We start from the raw sequence: 20,837 nt of genomic DNA on the forward strand, positions 1-20,837 counted from the left end.
CTCTATTACCAGAATACCTTGTAATCACGAATTTCGCAAACCTCTTGTAGCCCGAGAGGTTTTTTTTTATTTTCTATTCGCTGAAAGCCCTTAAAATAAAAGCTTTCACAAAAACGCTCTCTTTCGCAAAAATAATGATTGCACTTCTCTTTTTAACCGATTATAATTGATCTGCTATGATCATATTTTAAGGGGGCGCACCCATGAGTTTTGCTTCTGCCATCCATTATGTGGAGACCTCACATGCCTTTGGAACACGGCTACATTTACACACCATTCATCATCTGCTTCATCTTTTGGGAAACCCCCACAGGCAACTACAAATTTTGCATGTGGCAGGCACCAACGGAAAAGGATCAACCTCCTCTTTTTTGGCCAGTATGCTGACTGCTGAAGGATATCGTACCGGACTCTTCACATCCCCCCACATGCACTGCTATACTGAGCGTATCCGCATTAATGGAGTCAACATTCCAGAAGAGGAACTGGCACGTATTTTATTACAAATTGAGTCCCTCTTAACCCCCATGGTTCATAACGGTGAATGTCCGCATCCCGCCATGTTTGATCTGATGACACTTGCGGCCTATATTTATTTCGGAAATGCAGACCTCGATTATGTTGTTTTAGAGGTGGGGCTGGGTGGGCTGGAGGACGCCACAAATGTGATAGAAGCTCCCCTTGCTGCCGTCATTACCCCCATCGACATCGATCATGTTGATCTTTTAGGCAACAGCCTTTCAGGTATTGCTGCACATAAAGCAGGCATTATCAAACATGACCGACCAGTTATCTATCATCACCAGTTGCCCGAAGCTGAAACAACCATACGTTCAGTTGCCGCTTCTTTGAGCGCCCCCCTGTTCTGCCTGGAATCGAGTCATATTCTTCCAATGAACTCTGATTTACTTGAACAGCACTTTCATTTAAATCATCCCCGGTATGGTTTACAAGACTTGCATATTCGAATGCTGGGCGACCATCAAATGAGTAATGCCGCACTGGCAGCCCTGACCCTTCTGGTGCTTCGTGACCACGGAAATCTTACCATCAGCAATGAAGCCATCTTACGGGGTCTTTTAAACACGCACTGGTCTGGCCGCCTTGAAGTATTGCATCAATCACCACTGGTGATCATTGATGGTGCCCACAACCTTCAAGGAGCTGAAATCCTGCAGCACTTCCTCAACACACATCTGTCTGACCGAAAAATTAACTTCCTGGTTGGTATGCTCAACAACAAGGACATTCAAGGCGTTCTAAACACTTTACTTCCCTTGGGCCACAAACTTTTCTTCACCCGAGCTGCGAACTCAAAAGCAGTCGATCCATTGCTCCTGGCTGAAAATGTTCAGTTTTTCGGCAAAGAAGTCTATGTAGTGGACTCACTTCCCGAAGCTGTGGAAGCTGCCTATCTTGAGACCTCTATGGATGAAGTGCTTGTGATTACCGGTTCGCTATACCTTGTAGGTGATGCCAAAGCCGCTTTGCTCCAATTCCTGGATCGGCAAAAGGAAGCCAGTTAATCATCCTAAGAAATGCAGAAAATCCGGACAATCGTCTTCCAACAGAAGCGTTGTTCGGATTTTTTGTATGATTTTCATTACGCTAATTCTTTGATGAGTTCCGGTCGATCTCGATGATTCGCCAGTAGCTGTCGCGCCATTCTATCATTCGCCATCCAATTCTTAATCTCACTCTTTCTCAGAATCAGTGGCATGCGGTCATGAACGCCTTTCATAGTTACGTTGGCTTTAGTAGTAAGGATCACAAATCGGCTCTCATCTCCGTATTCCCTGTAAAGACCTGCCATGTAAAGTACTGGTTCTTCAGGTAAACGGAAAAGGTATTTTTGTTTTTCTGGTTTTTTCCATTCAAAAAAACCGGTGCCGGGAACCACACACCGGTACTGCTTCACACTCCCTGAAAACATGGTTTTCTCCGCTGCTGTCTCTGACCTGGCATTGATAATAACGCCACTTCCTTTAAAATGAGGAAATCCCCAAGTCATTGGCCAGGGTCGAATACTGCGATCTCGAACCATTATCACCGGCACCATATCAGTGGGAAAAATTTCGCCTGTTTTGGTCTTTTTCAGCTGCCCATCTTCCAAGTGGCTGATGATCCAGTCGATCTCTTTCAACTCCTGGTCTGTCATCAACTGAAAGCGTCCGCACATGGTAACACCCCCTAACATTTCTGTACTGTTTTGAATACTCTTTTAGTATATGTGTTTTTCAGCCTTGTATCCACTGGTGATTTAGAAAGATTCAACCAGTTCAGAATATAACTCCTGCGAAAGCACACTATATCTTCCTTCTTGACCCATTTGTAATACCGCTGTACCATCCTCCAGTAAATAAGCGTAAAAATCATGACTTTCGTTTTCGTTCGAGAATTTTTGGCGAATCAGATAGCATTCTCCCAGAGTAGCAACATCAACACCTTCCCATGCAGCAGACTTCACTATAAAATCCATGAAAATTGCTTGCGCAAGCTGTTCATTTTCATGGGAATAAGTAATCGGTTCCTCTCCATTTTTTACAAGCTTCGTGATGCTGTATTGAACATAAACATCGTCTGTCCCAAAAAGATCGATTAGTTCCTGCAATTTTTCAGGACTCTCTGCATAGACCCGCACGTCGTAATCAACCATTCCATCTGCCCATTTCCGGTCATAATGGTGCTTCATACCTTCGCCTGAAACAGATTCCACCTTGACGTAAAAGTCTTCTAAATTGTCAATCAGTGCAAAGAGAAGCACCGCGTTTAAATCAAACTCACCAGCCCCGTAGGTAATAGTTTCATCTCCATCGAGAATCCACTCCACACCGCGTTCATTTCCAGTAGTGTGCAGCATAAAGTGATTATGTCGCAATCCTTCCGGGAGACGCAGCAGGCCAAGCAATTTGCTCACAGCTGAGTTGTCTCCCACATATAGAGTGCGTGCTTTCCATAACGCTTCGGCAGAGCCGATCTCCGAAGCTTGCGTGACACTTTCCAAGTGTTGTTCAAAAAAGAGCTTCACTTCATTGGGTTTTATAACTGGATAGGAAAAGCTGGGTTTTATGCCGTTATCTACCCACACCGCAGTATAATTGGCATTGAAGTTAAAGCTAATATCCATTACTGTGCCCTCTTGCAAGAAACCTTCACATGTAAAATGGACTTGATTGCTTTTGTCACGATTAACCTCTCTGCTCACGCTTATTTCCTTCCTGCCGACACGAAGCTCCCCTAAAAAAGGTATGATTTCTTCTGCCTTTGCCGCAGAAAAACTCATGTCTTCATTGCCATCAGTTAAGGTACCGAAAGCAACTTGATTGAGGGGTTCTAACGAGATTCCATCATTACCTCCAACAGCGTCGGCGAGCGCGATACTGCGAACACCACCAAAGGTACCGGCAACTGCAGCCGTGCCAACGATAAGAACGACAACAAGCGATACCATAAGCGTTTTAGGCTGTTTTGCAATGCGCTTGATGCGTTCTGTCATTTCTCTTTTGCCACCAGTCATCATCGTAGCACAGCAAAAGAGATCGGAAGGCTTTGATGGTGCAGTCATCATATCGATCAGCGTTCTCCCATATTCAATACGTCTACTATCACCAAGTCTGCGGAGTGTTCCCTGGTCACAGGCAAGTTCGCTGTCTCTGCGGGACAATACAGCGGCCACCCACACCAATGGATTAAACCAGTAAATGCACAGGCACAAAACACGCACGAATGACCAAATATGGTCTTTCTGGCGATAATGCGTCAGTTCGTGAGCAATCACATAAGTTGCTTTATGTTCATCCAACAGGCTTTCAGGCGTGAGATATACAGCAGGCTTCAAAAATCCAAACAGGCAGGGAGAAGGCAATCCTTCGGCCTTATACACAGCCAATGGAATATCTTTCATCTGAATCTGTTTTCTGCTTTGTCTGAGTTTCCGACTTAGTCGCTTATTTGAAACCGCAAAAAACAAACTGCAGAGAAAAACGCCACTAAGCCATACAACTTGCACAATCACTTTTAACCCGACCGCTTCTGTTTTGATATCAGCAGCCAGATCACTGTTTTGGATTATTTGTAAATCGTTCAGCATTGTTGTTCCGGGGTTTGCTGGTGTGCTGGGCCGTGTACTTGTCAATTGATATCCCTGATTATTTGGTACCACATTCATTATACTGACAGGACTTTCAAACAAAGAGAACGGCAGTAACAACCTGATGGCAACAAGCACCCATAATACATACTGCAGCTGTGAAGAAATTTTGTTCCGCAACAGATATCGCAATGCCATCAAAATGAGGATTAAAGCCGAAGATGTGATGATAGTTTCAATCATTTCGGCACCTCCGCTTCCTCCAAAATAGCGTGTAACTCATCAATTTCTTTTTTGGTAAGTTGTTTTTTGCGCACCAATGTGCTCATCATCAAGCTGGCCGAACCTTCAAATGCACGTTCGAGTAAAGAGCGTGTTTCCGCCATGGCAACATCATCCCGTGCTATATTAGGATAATAGTGTTTTGCGCGACCCACCACTTCATAGCGAAGAACACCTTTTTCCGTCATGCGTTCCAGCATCGTTTGTACTGTGCTGCGGCTCCAGCCCGGATTTTCCTTTAATTCATGGCAAAGCTGCACATAAGTGCGGGGGGCAATTTCCCAAAGCTTCTCCATGATGTACCACTCACTTCTTCCAAGCGTACTATTGTTATTTGCCATCACAATCCTCCTTTGAACGACAAGTGTCGACCACGAACTCATCATAGCATTATGCACGACAAGTGTCAAGTAACGCTGACAAAGTGAGAACTCTGATTACTTCGTTCTATCCATACCTGCAAAGCTTTATAATTCAAGGGTTTTCCTTATTTATCACTGGTTATCCATAAACAAACGATTAACGATTATATCTCTTATCTGTCCATCATCAAAATTTACCTTCCCGGACACATGCACCACCTTATTTCCCTTTTGGAGGATGAGTTCATCCCGATCTTCTGTTAATGCCAGATGATCCATCCGCCAGGATGACTTCATTGCCTCATCTGAGACAATGGTTTTTGTCAAATAATAGTTGCCTCTAAATTTGACACCCCTCATCAATTCTTCTGTTATGCCATCAAAAATCATCTGCGCAAACAATGGATGTATGGTGTTGTAATAGCGGACGCGTACTCCCTGACTCTCTTCTTCAAAGTCCCAGACCTCCAGGTAATCATAATGCAATGGTGTGAGAGGACTCATACCGCGGTTAAACTCTCTGATTGCCAGACTCCCCTGCTGTGATGTTTCGATCAGTTCCATCATGGTAACTAACGGATAGCCCTCTGGAACAGGGTCAATTCGATTGCTATCATCAAAGGGTCGATTGCTCAGCAGCGAGCTGACAATGGCCATTGAAAAGAAAGCAGCCAAGACCACCAAGGTGATATAGGCAATACCACTATTCTTATCGGTTGATTTGTTCTTAATGACGTATCGAAGGCCCAGTCCAATGATCGTTCCCAAAACTGGCCCTATGATGGGGATCACGCTGCTGGGCTTAAAATATGCATCTACCAAAAATGCCACCATGATTAGAGATACTATCGTCATTGCAATGCCATTAAAAGCCATAATACGCTTTTGGGCATTTTTCAGGGTGGGCTTATCCAAAGGCAAACCTCTTTTGATATTTTTTCTAGCCTTGAATACTCTTGTCACGCTATAGACAGTGGAAGCCAGTAAAGCCCCAAAAAGGATGGGGAATAATACTGTTACCGCAACACCTGCAAAGCTCAATAAATGATGATGTCTGACGGGAAAATGCATCGCCAATGCCACTATGCCAACAATCAAAATCAGTGAGGTATTTAGTATCTCACCTTTAAAAAGTGTGGTCTCTACAATTTTCTGCTCCAGCACTTCATCAGTTTGAATCGGAACAGAATCATCATCTTCAGAATAGAAATATTGTAGGTAGTCCTGTGAAGTGATGAAAGTCCATCCCGATGCTTGGCACAGGCTTCTGTACTCCTCTGATTCTTTTGTGTTTGCCGGCGTCAGCGGGCCTTCATCTTTAAACACATCAACATAAAATTTTAATCTCCGAGGCTCTATCGCCCTAAACTTTGCCACCACTCGCCCAACCCGTTCCAACATCCACCCTTTCGCAGCCATTTCTTCCAGATAGATGCCTATGGCTTTATAGTCCAAGGAAAAGAATCCCCAAAAAACTCTCTTCGTTTTATGTTTCACCAGATCACCGCCCCCTCTCTAGATGATGCCTGCCGTCTGAAACCAATTGCACCAATCTATGGTATTCATCCTTCAAAATATCTAATCCCTTATCTGTTATTGTATATACCTTTCTTCTATTCTCCTCTGAAACCTGTGCAATTATCTTCTCTTCTTCAAATCTGGATAGAAGATTATATAGCGTCCCAGCTCCAATCTTGACCCTTCCATCAGTTCGCCTATCTACTTCCTGCATAATACTATAGCCGTGCTGAGGCTCTATCAAAGTCAGAAGTATATAGTACATCGGCTCCGTCAAGGTTTTAAACTGTTCCCTAGCCATCGAATCACCTCCATCGCATCTATATCGATAATAGATATATCTACTATCAATATACTACAGTATTTCTTCTTTTGTCAATTATCTATTAATCACGATGACCCGAGATGCGTTAAACTGTGGTGGCACAGACATTGATTGAATCTAATAATCATTTGCCCACCATTTGCCCACCATCTGCTCATCACCTGGCCATCATGGGTACATCATACGCCTCAACATCAAGGCACAAACAGATGGGCTCCCCCATGTCAGGAAGGAAAAATGACAGCATGAAAGGATAGAGGATAACCGGACAAAAGGACAAAGAAATGAAAAAATGAAAGGAGGTTCCCATGAACGAATTCTTAACACCAGTGGCCAATGTGGGTTTTCCCATTGTGCTATCCATCTACCTGTTGGTCAGGCTGGAGGGTAAAATTGAAAGCTTATCAGACAGCGTTCACGAACTGGCCAAAAGCATCACAGTGCTTGGCAACCGGGAGTAGGTTTTTGGCACCATCAAAAAATGGCGGCAAAGCTGCAGAAACAGGCAACCCTATTCCATAGCAGCTTCGCCGCCACGTTGGAAGCAATAGATGCATTTATCGGGGGTAGCCATGCTCCGCATGGCTTCCATTTTAAACGCTCGCTCCGGCATCTCCCAGATTCGGGTCAGGTGCCAAATGACTCCTTCCTCTCGAATCTGGCAGATCCCTCCCCCTCGCTTTGGTGGCCACTCCCGTTTTCAGGCAAACGGCTGCCGTGCAGCCTGAAAAGCCGCACCACAGCCTCGACCTTCATCGCTTCATCCACTTTCACTGCCAGGCAGCGGTGGGACACCACCCCCGCAGCCTGAAAACCATCTTCCGCCCCAACTAATGCTCCTGCCTGTCGGCAGACAAGTCGCTTTCGCTAAATGCCGTCTTTAATAAATAGTTCTTCTGCAACTATCACCGGCGCATACTGCCCAAACCCCGTGGGCAGACCGCCGGTTTTCCTTAAAGGAGCATTTAGCAAATAGTGGGGGCTGGGTAAGGCTCTGGGGGAAAAGCCTCACGGGTCAAGCGCTGGGGTCCAGGTGGCCAGGCTGGGGCCTGGCAGGGGAGTGTATTCAGGATAACCCAAGCCCCTTCCAATCAATTTCAGGCTATCTTTTGAACAGCTGATGATAGGAATCTGAAAACGCTGCAGCATATTCCATTTTCAATTCATCAGCCAGATTTATCTCATTGTGCAACACGTGCTCAAGGTTACACGAAAAATAGTACATATTGTACGGAATGCCCGCTATTTGGGGACACAGCGATAATCGATTAACGACTTGCTGCTTTCTACTATTTCTATCAGTAACACGACTGGCTGCCTTTGCTGCGATGAATGATTCCGAATATACAAAGCCCTCGACCTCTTCCACTTTTATTTGAGCACTTTCAATATAGGCGCCGTCCATGTCAATGAGGTGTACGATCCGAATAATATCACCCTTATTAATGCCAATTTCTCTTTTCAGAAATCTGTTAACATGCTCATTGACCTTCTTAACGGCATTAGCGCCATGAGTATATTGGTCACTCGTTACGTCGCCCCCGGTTATATAAAACTTGATCAAGTTGGAAGAAACCAATTTACCAATGATGCCACCCAAAGATGTTTTGTCTGCGATGCCTTCCACAATAAACAGAATGACCTTTTTAATTTTCATCAATCACCCTCCCGGCCATCCTGAAGGCACGACTGATATCAAAGCTGTTGGTCTCTTTATAAATCTCCTCCTTTTGGCCGCCCAGATTGATACTCCGATAATACAGGTTTCTCAGGTTATTGTTGCTCTTCACATTGGCAAATCGCAGATAGCGATTTTTTGTGTTGGTTGTTGTGAAAATGATTGAACGAGTATCCAGCATTTCCAGCGGCCTCAAATTATGAGAAGTAAAGATCAATTGACCCTTTCCATTTTCACTGATAATCTGAAGAATTTCACCCAGCAAATACTCAAAAATGCCGGCGTCCAACTCATCAACCACCATGCAGACTGAAGGGTGATTAAACATGGTGATCAATGTACTCAATATGGAGATGATTTTCTTAATCCCATCGGATTCATACTTTAATGGCACACGAATAGCATCCCTTATGGAGATCAGTTCAATCCGAATGCCTTCATTGCCATCTTCTTTCAGTTGTTTGCCGTGATTTTTCAGTCCGATAGTAAGACCTGGCACAATGGTTTCTAGGACAACGTTCATCTGTTCAAGCACCTTCACCACAACATTATATACTTCTTCCGGCACCACTGATGGCTTCAAAAGACCAATTGCCAAATCCCCCTGTGTGATTTTTTTCTCCTCCAGCAACCTGAAACTAAAGGGAATCAACACATTCATGTTTATCATTCCCGCATGATGATTTTTAATAATGAACAGATTCACATTGGCATAGTGCTTTAAGGCAACAATTATGTCTGTGTAGCGTTTAAACCCATGGCTTTTCTTAATGATCTCTTCCAACTCACTGCCAAAAATAAAAGAAGTGCTGTTTTTGGCCGACATTTTTTTCGCAACACCCAAATCAATTTGAACATCTTCATTCTTTGATGCCAGTAAACGATAGTTTTTTGTCGGCTTAAATGCATATTCTTTGTCGTTCACATGATAGTCAATAATGCCTGCCTTGCTTTTCCAGGCATTATCAACAAACTCTTTGTAAGCCAAATACTCCCGAACAACTTTGGCTTTGCCTTCATCTCTTCTTTCAATCTCAACTTCGTAGAAAATCTGATAATGGTCATCATCCATACTCAAATCAAAACCCAGTTTAATCGTGGCCGTTTCTTCATTTTCAAAGATATAGTCGCCGGCGTTCTTAGGCAGCTCTTTCCCACTGATCAGGTGTTTGACGAGCCACATCGCATCCACAAATGCTGTTTTACCCGAACCATTTTGACCATAGATGCCAATCATATCGGCACTCATCCGTTTATGTGGCGATGCTTTGTCATTTGAAATCTCAATTTTTCCATATTCAACATTTTTTATATTAAGAAGTTCTGCTTCCCTTACGCGAATCATCACATCTTGCATCATATACACCTCCACTTACAACAAAGCATATCACAAAACACGCAAAATGTAATTTTATTTTTCATATTCGATACATTTTGTATCTATTCGTGTTAATGTTATTCTGTTTTGCTTTGTTTAGGTGCTTTTGGCTAATCAATCATGTTGATGCAACGTCACGAATTGGCCAAGAGCATTACAGTGCTGGTGGGAAATCGGGATTAGGTTTTGGGACTCAAAAACCCAGCGACGAAGTCAAGGGTCAAGAGAGAACTCCTCCTCCTGACGAACATCGCCGCTGGGTTATATGCCTTGCATTTTAATAAACAAATCCAACCATCATCATTTGTTGAAGCAGTGTCACGTTCTACTCAAGGGCATGAATTTCATCTTCTAAGTCTTTAAGCCCCTGAAGCAGCGTTTCAAATGCAGGTATTTCTCCGAACAACATACCTTCCATTTTTGCATAGTCATCCTTCAATTGCTTCATATGCTCCTCGCGTGGCAGCAGCTTGATTTCTTTTGGCGTGGCATGTTCATACTGAGCCCATGCGCAAGCGTAGAATTTTTGCTTAAACTGGACAACTCTCAATAACAACGCTAAATCATTAATGGCCTCACTCTTCACAGGTGTCTGGGCCATCATGTAAAGATCATAATAGTGTCGTGAATACCGGGCTGGCATCTTCTTTTTGCTGCGGTTGGCTTCCTGATGCAAAATGGTCGCTTTTTCCCAAAATGTCCTTGCAGCACTCACCATGCGAATTTCAGTGTGTTTTTTTTCGAAAAGATCCGGTTTATAAGATGCTGCATAGGGTTCAACCGTCTTGGTGACAACCGGTGTCCATGCCGCTAAAGGGTCAATTTCAAGCTATATTTCTTGTCTCAACGCTTCATCCTTGAACAATTGGGGATAAATAAACCGAATGGTCTGCTTGTCGGCCTCATCGATGGCTAACTCAAAAGGTTCTTTCCGATGTCATTGTTTTGATTTCTTCATAAACCCAGGAGCGTGTTCTTTGGGCTTCTTTCAATAACTTTTTCTTTTCTGCCTGGTTAAACTTGCGCATCATTTTCGCTCTTATTTCATTGTTCATTTCTTCTTTGCCAATGGCTTTAATGGCTTCGATGAGCAAGGCACTTTTAGGAGAAATCTCGCTGATCTCCCGGTTGGTTCGCCTTTTAAACTTGATCACAAACTGGTCGTGACGAATAGTTTTATGAGGACCATCAGTGACATACTCATACACTGCCGGCACCTGGGTGGACAACCCCATCTGATTTAGTGCAGCCTCCCCGGAAGGCACAATATGCCATCCATAGGCCCGGGCAATGGCTTCTGCCACTTCCCGTGGCGATAGCGCCACTTCTTGCTGCAAAAACTCATTATAGTTGGGTTTTTGATAAATGCCCCTGTGCACCCGGATCAGTTTCCCTTCTGCCGCTAACCGGGAAAAGGCTTTTTTAACCGCATCATAACTTCCCAGATCTGCAAAGTCTGACAAAACAAAGGCTTTGCCCTTCGGGGAAGCGTTTATTCTCTGGATCATACTTTCCATTACCTTGTTACTGATCATGCTCATCACCACCTTTCGTCACTAATATTATACAATATTGGTGACGAGAATGGTAGGGGGGGACCAAAAAACAAACTGACCCGCCTTGGTACGCATTGTGAAGAGGCGTGGCGGGTACTGTTGACCATACTATACTGTTCTGGCATTGCGATTTCAAGTAGTGCATAAGATGTGATTGATCGGATGATTAAGTGGTATGTTATTAATAGGATGCGTTTCGCTTTTCAAGTAACAAGTAGCATGATCCTTTACCTACGGTTTAGGACGAGCAAAGGCCTCGGCCACTGGGCCAGTAACCAGTGGTCATTTTTATGAATTCCTTCGAGAAAGTTACAGTACCTCCGTCCCGGTATGAAGTTATGATAATCAGTGAATACATGACCGAATGATCAAATGAACGAATGAATGAATGGACATTAAGCAAAGCCCCAAACGCGGGGCTTTTTTCGTGGAATGAATTCAATTTGTAACCATTTTAAATTAAGGGGTTAGAAGAATCAAAAAACGCCAGTCTTCAGACTGGCGTAAGCATTGGAATTACTGGAGCTGTTGCCGGGACTCGAACCCGGGACCTCTTCCTTACCAAGGAAGTGCTCTACCGCCTGAGCTACAACAGCGTGTTACCGTTTTTGACCACGAAATTGATTATACCTGATAGGGCGATGAATGTAAAGACCTTATCTCAACTTTTTGGCGGTTTTTTTATAGGTTGATCTGACCGTGTTCCAACGAGACAACTCGAATCAACGCATGGACATCAACATCCAACTCACGCAGCTTTTCTGCACCTGGCTGAAAGCTCTTTTCAATCACAACGCCCGCACCAACCATTTTTGCACCTGCCAGATCAATAATCTCTTTCATGCCTTTAATGGCTTCTCCATTGGCCAAAAAGTCATCAAGCACCAACACTTTTTCGTCAGCCTTCAAATATCTTCGGGCAACACGAATCTGATAAGTTTGGCCTTTTGTGTAAGAATAGACTGAACCTTCCCATGTATCAGGATCCAAATTTTTTGAAAGAGTTTTTTTTGCAAAAACTACCGGTACGTTAAAATATTGGGCGGCTATGGCGGCTATGGCAATGCCAGATACTTCTGCAGTCAGAATTTTATCTATTTTGAGCTGTCCGAAGTGAGCATAAAAAGCCCTGCCAATGGTGTTCAAAAGAGAAACATCCAGTTGATGGTTTAAAAAGCTGTCTACTTTAAGAATATCATTTCCAATCACCCGGCCCTGGTCCAGGATTGCATGACGCAGTATTTCTATGTCGTTTAAAGAAGTTGAACTCAAGAACACACCTCTTCTCCAGTGGATCTATATTGACAGAAAACCTCGTATGGATTCTCTATATGTTAATCTATAATGGAATCCTGGTCAAGAGTGACTTCATGGGGCAGGGCAAATATTCAAAGAGTTTAGTGATTTAATTAGGTCTATAGTCTCTATTTTGGCTCTGTTAGAAAATATATGTTCCTGTTTGGTAGACATAACTTCACTGAAGACGGATAATGTATATGATGTAAAAAAAGGAGTTGGTGCGATGAAAGCAACTAAAAAAATGCTTAGTATGATTCCATTACTTTTCCTGACATTTTTCTCAATAATCCCTGTATATGGGAATTCTCCCGCAGCTGATGCATCTATTGCTGTTAGGATGACTATCAATGAACAACAGGCATACATAAACAATCAAGTTTTTTCTTTAGAAGCGCCTCCCATGATTCGCAATGGCCGTGCCCTGGTACCACTTCGCTTTTTCTCTGAAGCTTTGGGGGCCCACGTTGAATGGATTGCTTCACAAAAACAGGTCATTGTCACCAATGACTCTCAGCAGATTATTTTGAAGAATGACAGTCAAACAGCTCTTGTGAATGGCCGTAGTGTTCAGTTGAGTACACCGACAGTCATTGTGAATGGCCGCATCTTTGTTCCTTTGCGTTTTGTCAGTGAAGTGCTTGGTTTTTCTGTTTCCTGGGATGCCGTGGCACGAACAGTGACCATTGCCGGTCGCTTTTCTGATACACAGGAACTGGCTTCTGTCATGTCTCAGCTTGAAAGTCGAGATCATGAACATCTTAATCAGGAGACCCACGAACAGAAAAATACGACAACTGGCAGATCTCCTTTTTCTCACGATGAACGCAGCATTGAACTTGAAGTGTTGCGATTAATTAATGAGAAACGCCACCAGGAAAATCTTCAACCGCTCAGCAAGAATGATCATTTGATGTATGTTGCAACACAGAAATCCAAAGACTTGGTGGATAACAACTATTTCTCTCACACTTCGCCTGTTTATGGTGAAATGCGAGACATGCTGGATTCTTTCAATGTCAACTATCGTCGGGCCGGCGAAAACATCGCTGCGGGTCAACGCACTGCAGAACAAGTCGTCAGTGACTGGATGAACTCTCCCGGGCATCGACAAAACATTTTAAATCCAGAGTTCACTCAAATTGGTATCGGAGCTGTCAATGGCGGGCCTTATGGCGGTATCACCTGGACGCAGCTTTTCACTGATTAGCCTTTTGAGTTCAATTAATAAACGAGGGCCAGTGCTATTTAGCACTGGCCCTCGTTTATTATTCCCATGGTAATTATGACAACAACAGAGATAATTCGGTCGCAGGATCAAAAAAATGCACCCGATCAACTCTTGGTTTTATGGTAACCCAGTCACCCACAACTGCTTTCACCGAAGGATCTACTCTGGCAACCAGCGTACTCTCTTTCAGCTTAAGAAAAAGATAAGTTTCAGAGCCCAGTAATTCTGTCACTTCAACCAGCGCTCGGTTGGACGAATTATCCCCCACTTCCCCTGTTTCCACTTCAATATGCTCAGGACGAATCCCCATAACAACCTTTTTTCCCTCTAATCCATTTTGCTTCAACTTTTCTTCCCGGTCTCCACTGACAGCTACACTGCCTCCTTCATAACTGACTTTAAGTAAATTTTCACTGCGTTCCAAAACACCGTCGATGAAATTCATTTGCGGCGACCCAATAAAGCTGCCTACAAACTTATTGGCCGGCTTTTCATAGAGATTGGTAGGTGTATCCACCTGCATCACATGACCGTCTTTTAAAACAACGATACGGGTTCCCATGGTCATTGCTTCAGTCTGGTCATGGGTGACATAAATAAACGTTGTTTTAAGACGATGATGCAACTTGCTGATCTCTGCTCTTGTCTGCACCCTCAGTTTGGCGTCCAGATTTGAAAGTGGTTCATCCATCAGAAAGACCTTGGGGTCACGAACAATGGCTCTTCCCAGGGCGATTCGCTGACGTTGTCCACCTGACAATTCTTTTGGTTTGTTCTTTAAAAGTTCTTGCAACCCCAAAATATCAGCAGCATTTTGTACGCGCTGGTCAATTTCCTTTTTAGGCATGTTGCGTAGCTTTAAACCAAAAGCCATGTTTTCATAATTGGTCATATGTGGATAAAGGGCATAGTTTTGAAAAACCATGGCAATGTCTCTGTCTTTCGGAGAAACATCATTGACCAGGCGGTCCTCGATGTATATTTCACCGCTGGTTATCTCTTCAAGACCAGCAATCATGCGTAGCGCTGTTGACTTGCCGCATCCGGAGGGCCCTACAAATACAATGAACTCATTGTCCTGAATATCCAGATTCATGTCGTGCACGGCATGAAAGCCATTGGGATACACCTTGTTCACATTGACCAGCTTTAATCCTGCCATTGATCCATCACCTCTTTCCAAATTTGTCCTTCCAAAATGGATTCTCTCATGTTATGTTATTTTGTTATTCGTTGAAATTGAATGGGTTTTTCAGGAAGCAGCCATATTTTCTCGTCTCCGTAGTAAAATTCAAATCCATCACCTTCCAGCAACTTCATTGTCGTCTCTTGTTCTGAAACATGTACTTTAAAACAGTTACCCCGGTATTTAATGCGGAAACTGTATCCTATCAAACCAACAGGAATCTGAGGTGAAAAACGAACTCCTTCGTCTGAGATGCGCATCCCCGCAAACCCACTTACCAGACTGAGCCAGGTACCTGCCATGCTGGCCGTGTGAATTCCATGGTGGGCATTGCCCTGCAAGTTATCCAAGTCGAGCCGGGCGGTTTCCAGAAAATGGCTTGAAGCCTTTTGTATATCGCCTGTTTCAGCTCCAATGATGCTGAAGATGCATCTTGAAAGAGAAGAGTCATGGGTCGTCACTTGCTCATAATATGCCAGATCTTTTTTCTTTTCTTCATGAGAAAACTGATCATGAAGTAAATAGAGAGCCAGCACAACGTCCGCCTGTTTACACACCTGATGCCGATATATATCCAGGGGATGGTAGTGCAGTAATAGTGGATAATGATTCTCCGGAGTTCTATCAAAGGGCCAAACCGGTTTATCCAAAAAACTGTCGTCCTGAGGATGAATACCACGCTCATCATCTTTTGGCAAATACATGGCGTCGGCTGCCATCTGCCATTCTTCGATTTCTTCAGCTCCCAAATCAATCTTGCGACTTATGCGGTTAAAATCTTCATAATTTTCCTGTGCCATTTTCTTTGCCAACGCAGTTGCATAGTTCAGATGACTCTTCGCCATGGCATTGGTATAAAAGTTATTGTTTACAAGTGCCGTATATTCATCAGGACCTGTCACAGTGAAAATACAAAAGCGTTGGGGATTTCCACCGCTGAATGCGCCAATGTAAAGCCAGATGCGCGCTGTTTCAAACGTAATTTCAGCGCCGAATTTGAGAATGAACTCCCAGTCTCCAGTTGCCATTTCATATTGACGTATGGCATGAACAATATCAGCATTGATATGATACTGAGCAGTCCCAGCTGGATAGTAGGATGAGCATTCTATTCCTGTAATGGTGCGCCAGGGGAATAAGGCACCTTTTTTCCGAAAAAGTGTGTGTGCCCGCCGGCGCGCCTGATCAAGGGTATTGAACCGGTACTCCAGTAGTTTTCGGGCAATCCAGGGCTGGGTGTAAATAAAAAAAGGAACGATATAAATTTCAGAATCCCAAAAATAATGCCCTTGATAACCTTCCCCCGTTAATCCTTTTGCTGCGATATTGGTACTGCCATCTCTTCCTGCTGACTGAAATAAATGGAACAAGTTAAACCGAAGGCCCTGCTGCAGCTCATCGCTTCCCGCGATAGCTATGTCGCAATGCATCCAGAAATCATCCATCACCTGACGCTGTACCATGTGGTAGTGGGCCCACCCTTGTTGTTTGACAGTTTCGAGGATGGTATCAGCTGTCTCCCAGAGCTGATCAGGCGGAATGCGGTCACTTCTGAGGTAAAGCAACGACTTTGTGAGACTAATACGTTCCCCCATTTTTGCTGCAAATGTATAACGATGCTCCAGCATCTGACCATGCACATGATTCATCCTGTTGATACAGTGGCCGGATTCAATCAGATTATGAATACAACTGAGCACTTGAAGCTTTGAGTGGGTGGTGATTTGTAAAAGTTTGGAAGTATTTTCTTTTTGCTCCAGTTTTTCCAGTTTTAAAGTTTGACCTGTTAGAGATGTTCCAATCCGTGGATCATTTTCGGATGTCTGATTGTGAACATGCCCATCAATCATGGAAATTAACCGAACAATTCCAGTGAAGTTAACGGGGATCACGGTATAGCGTATAAGAACTAAGCTGTCTTCGGCAAAAGAAACCATTCGTTCAACTTCTATATCAACAATTTTACCCCGAGGTGATACCCAACGAGTATATCGCGTCAATATTCCCTGCTGAAGATCAAGCTCCCGTCGATATTTTTCAATGGTACCTGTGAACAAGCTGAATATTTCATCTTCTATTTGGAGTTGAATCAGCTTTCCATTTGGCACGTTAAGCATCGTTTCTGTATGTGTCGCATATCCATAGGCCGTTTCATCATAATGAATGGGTACTTTTTCGAAAAATCCATTAAGATAAGTGCCTTCCATTGATGTCCCCGCTGGACCGTCGTATCCTTCTTCAAAGCTGCCTCGAATACCGAGGTTACCATTCCCTAAAGAAAAGACCGTTTCACTCAGAAAATTGGTTTGGGGGTCAAAATCAGTTTCGATTATTTTCCAGGGATCTACCTCATAACAGGTCTTTTTCTGTTGTCTATTTCTGCTCATGACGTGTCCCCCTCCACCGTATCCCATTCACTCAACGAAAGTATGTAACGGACTGCCCGATTGTACCAGGCAGTCCGGATAGTTGCTTATTGAATATCAAATCCTGTAATGTCCTGTAAATCCAGTTCCAGTTCTTCAAATGCAGTAGCTGCATCCATGGACCCTGTCAAGACGGAATGCACCGATCTGAAAAAAGCAGTTGAAACAGCATTGTAGTTGGGTGCTGTCGCTGTTGAAGGTCTTGCAACTGCATTGATGAAAACATCATACAGACTGCCGAAGAAAGGGCTGGCTTCCAACACTTCTGCATCTTCATAGAGGGACATGATCGTTGGATTCAAAGAACCTTCCACTGCACGCATTTTTTGTGCATCATAACCAGCCATGAACAGTGCCACTTCGGCAGCGATTTCGGGATTGTTGCTGTAACGACTCACTGCCAATTGCCATCCTCCAAGAGTGGCTGCACCTTCACCGCTTTTGCCGGCCGGCAATGGTGACACGTCAAAGAGACCTTTAATGGCACTGTCATCCGCATGCCCCAAGCTGTAAGCATAGGGCCAGTTACGCATGAAGGCTGCGTTTCCGCCTTGCCATACGGCTCTGGAGTCTTCTTCGCCCATGCCGGTAACACCATTGGGTGATATGGTCCCCACCCATGCGGCTGCCTGGTCAATGATTTCAATAGCATTGGCGTTATTGATGGTAATCATGCCTTCGGGTGAAATAATAGTCCCCCCATCATTGGAAGCAATCCATTCCAGTGCATCGCAGGTAAGCCCCTCATAAGCATTTCCCTGCCATACGAAGCCCACAAAATCAGGATTACCCTCAGCACGTTCACCCTCCTGAATTACCGATGCCTGTTCTTCCAGTTCATCCCAGGTAGCTGGCGGCTCAAAGTTATATTTTTCCAGAAGATCGGTACGGTAATACAGTAATCCAGCGTCTGTAAACCATGGAATTGCCACCAACCTGCCATCTACTGTATTGTTTTCCACAATTGCCGGGAAATGCTCGTCAACAACATCTGCTGCACCAAAATCATAGAGGTCAACAAAATGCTCCGCCAAATCCCCGGGCCAAATCACGTCGATCTGGTATACATCCACCTCAGCGCTTTGTGCTTCAAAAAACTGCAGGTAGAGACCTAGGCGATCCTGAGCCAGGTCAGGTGTGTCAAGGACATTCACCAGAACATTGGGATTTTGGTCCATATACATTTCAGCAGCCTTTTGCGTTAGTTCCAGTTCCTGGCCAACAGCGCCGGCTGCCACTGTAATCACCACTTGGTCACCAGGTTCACCCGGTTCTGCGGGTTCCGTAGGTTCAGCAGGCTCTGCAGGTTCTGCAGGAGCAGGCTCTGCAGGGCTTCCGCAACCCGCTAACAAACTACCCACCAATACCATTACCAACAACAATGTCCACCAGTGCTTTTTCTTGATTTTCATGAATGTTCCCCCTTCATCTTTGGTTGATCATCATGGAACCATTAACTTGATGCTGTTGATACTTTTGATGCTTTTGATGCTTTGGTATGGTAATCGTTTTGGGCACCAACTCCCTTCCAGCAAACTATTTACCGAGTTTGTTTGTTTTATCCTTTCACGGCTCCGGCAGTCAGCCCTGCCACGATCCGTTTCTGGAATATCAACACCAAGACAACAATGGGCACCGTCACCACCACAGCTGCTGCCATAATTTCACCAAAGGGTTCTTGTCGGGCGACAGCTCCCGTGAAGTAAGCAATGGCAACCGGTACTGTGCGGGCGCCTGGATTAATGGAGGTAAATGTCAGCGCAAAAAGGTACTCATTCCATGCGGCAATAAAGGCCAGTAATCCCGTTGTCACCAATGCCGGAGCGGTCAATGGCAGCATTATTTTGTAAAATGTTTGAAACGGCGTTGCACCATCTACCTGTGCCGATTCAAGCAAGGCCAAGGGCAATCCTTTGAAGAAAGCCGTCAGCACCCAGGTGGTAAATGGCAGTGTGAATATCATATATGACAGGATCATGCTGGTGATTGTTGGCAGTTTCAAGGTTGTTATCACTGCGTATAAACCTGCGAGTACTGTTACCTGGGGAAACATGGTCATAGCTAAAATCATATACAGGGTTGGTTTTTTGCCACGAAATCGGAGTTTTCCCAGGGCGAAGGCGGCGAATGAGCCAGCCACCAAAGCCAATAAGGTGGTGCTGGTGGCCACAATGCTGCTGTTGATCAACCCACGTACAAACTGCTGATTATCAAAGATCACCCGGTAATTTCTCAGTGTTGGTGCGAAATCGCCAGTAGAGGGGTCACGGGGAACCAGTGTGGCAGGTGCCATTTGCAGTTGCGCTTCCGACTTTAGTGAGGAATTGATGGCCCAGTAAAAAGGAAATAGCAGATAGATAAATATAATCATTAGAATGAGATAAAACCCTGCTTTTAATAGTAGATGACTCACATGTTTAGGCGGTTTCATCCATGTCCACCCCCAGCATTTTAATATAGGCAATGGCAAAACCAAAGATGATGATAAAAATAACCACACCAATGGCTGAAGCCAGCCCCATGTTTCGATTCCCTATTAACTGAAAATAGTTGTAAGTAGCCATGGAATACTGACTTTGCCCCAACAATACCTGAAAAACATCAAACACTCGTAATGCATCCAACGTTCTGAAAATCAAAGCCACTGCCATGGCAGGTTTCAGTAGCGGGAAGGTAATGCTGAAAAACTGTTTGACTGGCCCGGCACCATCGATGGCAGCTGCCTCATAAAGTTCATCCGGTATCGTTTGCAGTCCTGCCAGCAATAGCAAAGCCATGAAAGGAGTTGTTTTCCATACATCCACTGCAACCATGGCCCATAACTGAAGCTGGCCACTGGCCAGAAAAGCCACTCTCCCATCTGCCAACCCAAAGGTATAGAGCAATGTGTTGAATAGTCCAGTTCGATTGGGAGCCAGCATCCATTCCCACATACGGGCAGAGACAACAGTGATCACCGCCCAAGGTATGAGCATGGCAGTTCGTGTCACTCCCTTTCCTTTGAAATTGCTATTCACCACCAAAGCAACTCCAAGGCCCAGCGCCAGTTCCAGAAATACGGAGGTAACAGTGAAAATCAATGTGTTGGTGATGGCATCAATAAAATCGACATCAGTCGCTCCAAGCACATATTGACTTCCCATAAAAGAGAACTGTTTGTACTCCCGGTAGCGCACCGGTTCCCGTGGCAATACCGAGATGGGCCGTTCATAAACGGTTTTTCCCGTTTCCTCATCAATAACAGGTTGGTTGGTGTCTTCATCAATCACCGGCGGTAGTTGACGAATCGTGACGCTCAATAAGCGCTGATAATTGTCGAGTCCTATGAATTCCGTTTCCTGTCCGCTGGCAAACTGTCGATTGGTAAAACTGGTGTAAAACACCTGACCCAGAGGATAAACCGCAATCACCAGCAAAATGATCAGCGCCGGCAACAGCAACCGATAAGCAGTACGCTCTTCCCTTTTTGCCAACTCAGATCGGCCGCTTCGTTTATCGTTACTCATATT

Annotated in this window: 18 protein-coding genes and 1 tRNA gene; 3 read left to right on the forward strand and 16 right to left on the reverse strand. The window is 44.4% G+C overall.

Going from position 1 to position 20,837, the window contains the following annotated elements:
* Window positions 1-203: 203 nt before the first annotated feature.
* On the forward strand, window positions 204-1,526 hold the full coding sequence (locus AAIG11_RS11345; RefSeq protein WP_343186369.1) for a bifunctional folylpolyglutamate synthase/dihydrofolate synthase: 1,323 nt from the start codon (window positions 204-206) through the stop codon (window positions 1,524-1,526).
* A gap of 77 nt (window positions 1,527-1,603) precedes the next feature.
* Here AAIG11_RS11345 and AAIG11_RS11350 read toward each other — a convergent pair whose 3' ends face one another.
* The 5 genes from AAIG11_RS11350 to AAIG11_RS11370 form a co-directional block, all read right to left on the reverse strand.
* Window positions 1,604-2,179 carry an SOS response-associated peptidase gene (locus AAIG11_RS11350; protein WP_343186370.1) on the reverse strand — a complete coding sequence of 192 codons (576 nt, stop codon included), beginning with the start codon at window positions 2,177-2,179 and terminating at the stop codon, window positions 1,604-1,606.
* 81 nt (window positions 2,180-2,260) lie between these two features.
* On the reverse strand, window positions 2,261-4,333 hold the full coding sequence (locus AAIG11_RS11355) for a M56 family metallopeptidase (protein ID WP_343186371.1): 2,073 nt from the start codon (window positions 4,331-4,333) through the stop codon (window positions 2,261-2,263).
* Window positions 4,330-4,713, reverse strand: a complete 384-nt coding sequence (locus tag AAIG11_RS11360; RefSeq protein WP_343186372.1) for a BlaI/MecI/CopY family transcriptional regulator — start codon at window positions 4,711-4,713, stop codon at window positions 4,330-4,332. The genes AAIG11_RS11355 and AAIG11_RS11360 overlap by 4 nt, the downstream gene beginning before the upstream one ends.
* A 153-nt stretch (window positions 4,714-4,866) precedes the next feature.
* On the reverse strand, window positions 4,867-6,189 hold the full coding sequence (locus tag AAIG11_RS11365) for a DUF2812 domain-containing protein (RefSeq protein WP_343186373.1): 1,323 nt from the start codon (window positions 6,187-6,189) through the stop codon (window positions 4,867-4,869).
* A 46-nt stretch (window positions 6,190-6,235) separates the two neighbouring features.
* A complete protein-coding gene (locus AAIG11_RS11370) occupies window positions 6,236-6,553 on the reverse strand; it encodes a PadR family transcriptional regulator (RefSeq protein ID WP_283407426.1) in 318 nt (105 codons plus the stop codon).
* A gap of 332 nt (window positions 6,554-6,885) precedes the next feature.
* Here AAIG11_RS11370 and AAIG11_RS11375 point away from each other — a divergent pair, with 332 nt between their 5' ends.
* Window positions 6,886-7,038 (forward strand): YvrJ family protein, encoded by a 153-nt coding sequence (locus tag AAIG11_RS11375; RefSeq protein ID WP_343186374.1) that lies wholly within the window; start codon window positions 6,886-6,888, stop codon window positions 7,036-7,038.
* 641 nt (window positions 7,039-7,679) lie between these two features.
* Here the strand turns inward: AAIG11_RS11375 and AAIG11_RS11380 are convergent.
* The 6 genes from AAIG11_RS11380 to AAIG11_RS11405 form a co-directional block, all read right to left on the reverse strand.
* A complete protein-coding gene (locus AAIG11_RS11380) occupies window positions 7,680-8,234 on the reverse strand; it encodes a hypothetical protein (RefSeq protein WP_343186375.1) in 555 nt (184 codons plus the stop codon).
* On the reverse strand, window positions 8,224-9,612 hold the full coding sequence (locus AAIG11_RS11385; RefSeq protein WP_343186376.1) for an AAA family ATPase: 1,389 nt from the start codon (window positions 9,610-9,612) through the stop codon (window positions 8,224-8,226). Before AAIG11_RS11385 ends, AAIG11_RS11380 begins: the two co-directional genes overlap by 11 nt.
* Before the next feature lie 346 nt (window positions 9,613-9,958).
* Window positions 9,959-10,456, reverse strand: coding sequence for a nucleotidyl transferase AbiEii/AbiGii toxin family protein (locus AAIG11_RS11390; RefSeq protein WP_343186422.1), 498 nt, complete (start codon window positions 10,454-10,456; stop codon window positions 9,959-9,961).
* Between the two features lie 94 nt (window positions 10,457-10,550).
* Complete coding sequence (locus AAIG11_RS11395; RefSeq protein WP_343186377.1) at window positions 10,551-11,168, reverse strand: DUF6088 family protein; 618 nt, start codon at window positions 11,166-11,168, stop codon at window positions 10,551-10,553.
* A 541-nt stretch (window positions 11,169-11,709) separates the two neighbouring features.
* Window positions 11,710-11,785, reverse strand: a tRNA-Thr gene (locus AAIG11_RS11400).
* Between the two features lie 85 nt (window positions 11,786-11,870).
* Complete coding sequence (locus AAIG11_RS11405; protein ID WP_343186423.1) at window positions 11,871-12,437, reverse strand: xanthine phosphoribosyltransferase; 567 nt, start codon at window positions 12,435-12,437, stop codon at window positions 11,871-11,873.
* A gap of 274 nt (window positions 12,438-12,711) precedes the next feature.
* On the opposite strand from AAIG11_RS11405, the gene AAIG11_RS11410 reads away from it, so the two are divergent.
* Window positions 12,712-13,695, forward strand: a complete 984-nt coding sequence (locus tag AAIG11_RS11410; protein WP_343186378.1) for a stalk domain-containing protein — start codon at window positions 12,712-12,714, stop codon at window positions 13,693-13,695.
* Window positions 13,696-13,768: 73 nt separating this feature from the next.
* Here the strand turns inward: AAIG11_RS11410 and AAIG11_RS11415 are convergent, their stop codons facing one another.
* From AAIG11_RS11415 to AAIG11_RS11435, 5 genes are all read right to left on the reverse strand, one after another.
* Window positions 13,769-14,878 carry an ABC transporter ATP-binding protein gene (locus tag AAIG11_RS11415; RefSeq protein ID WP_343186379.1) on the reverse strand — a complete coding sequence of 370 codons (1,110 nt, stop codon included), beginning with the start codon at window positions 14,876-14,878 and terminating at the stop codon, window positions 13,769-13,771.
* 56 nt (window positions 14,879-14,934) lie between these two features.
* Window positions 14,935-17,289, reverse strand: a complete 2,355-nt coding sequence (locus AAIG11_RS11420) for a glycoside hydrolase family 65 protein (protein ID WP_343186380.1) — start codon at window positions 17,287-17,289, stop codon at window positions 14,935-14,937.
* 86 nt (window positions 17,290-17,375) lie between these two features.
* Window positions 17,376-18,740, reverse strand: a complete 1,365-nt coding sequence (locus tag AAIG11_RS11425) for an ABC transporter substrate-binding protein (protein WP_343186381.1) — start codon at window positions 18,738-18,740, stop codon at window positions 17,376-17,378.
* 146 nt (window positions 18,741-18,886) lie between these two features.
* Window positions 18,887-19,759 carry a carbohydrate ABC transporter permease gene (locus AAIG11_RS11430; protein ID WP_343186382.1) on the reverse strand — a complete coding sequence of 291 codons (873 nt, stop codon included), beginning with the start codon at window positions 19,757-19,759 and terminating at the stop codon, window positions 18,887-18,889.
* Window positions 19,746-20,834, reverse strand: coding sequence for a carbohydrate ABC transporter permease (locus AAIG11_RS11435; protein WP_343186383.1), 1,089 nt, complete (start codon window positions 20,832-20,834; stop codon window positions 19,746-19,748). Before AAIG11_RS11435 ends, AAIG11_RS11430 begins: the two co-directional genes overlap by 14 nt.
* Between the last annotated feature and the right edge of the window lie 3 nt (window positions 20,835-20,837).

This window comes from Anoxynatronum sibiricum, from assembly GCF_039414295.1.
Taxonomy (GTDB): domain Bacteria; phylum Bacillota; class Clostridia; order Peptostreptococcales; family Tindalliaceae; genus Anoxynatronum; species Anoxynatronum sibiricum.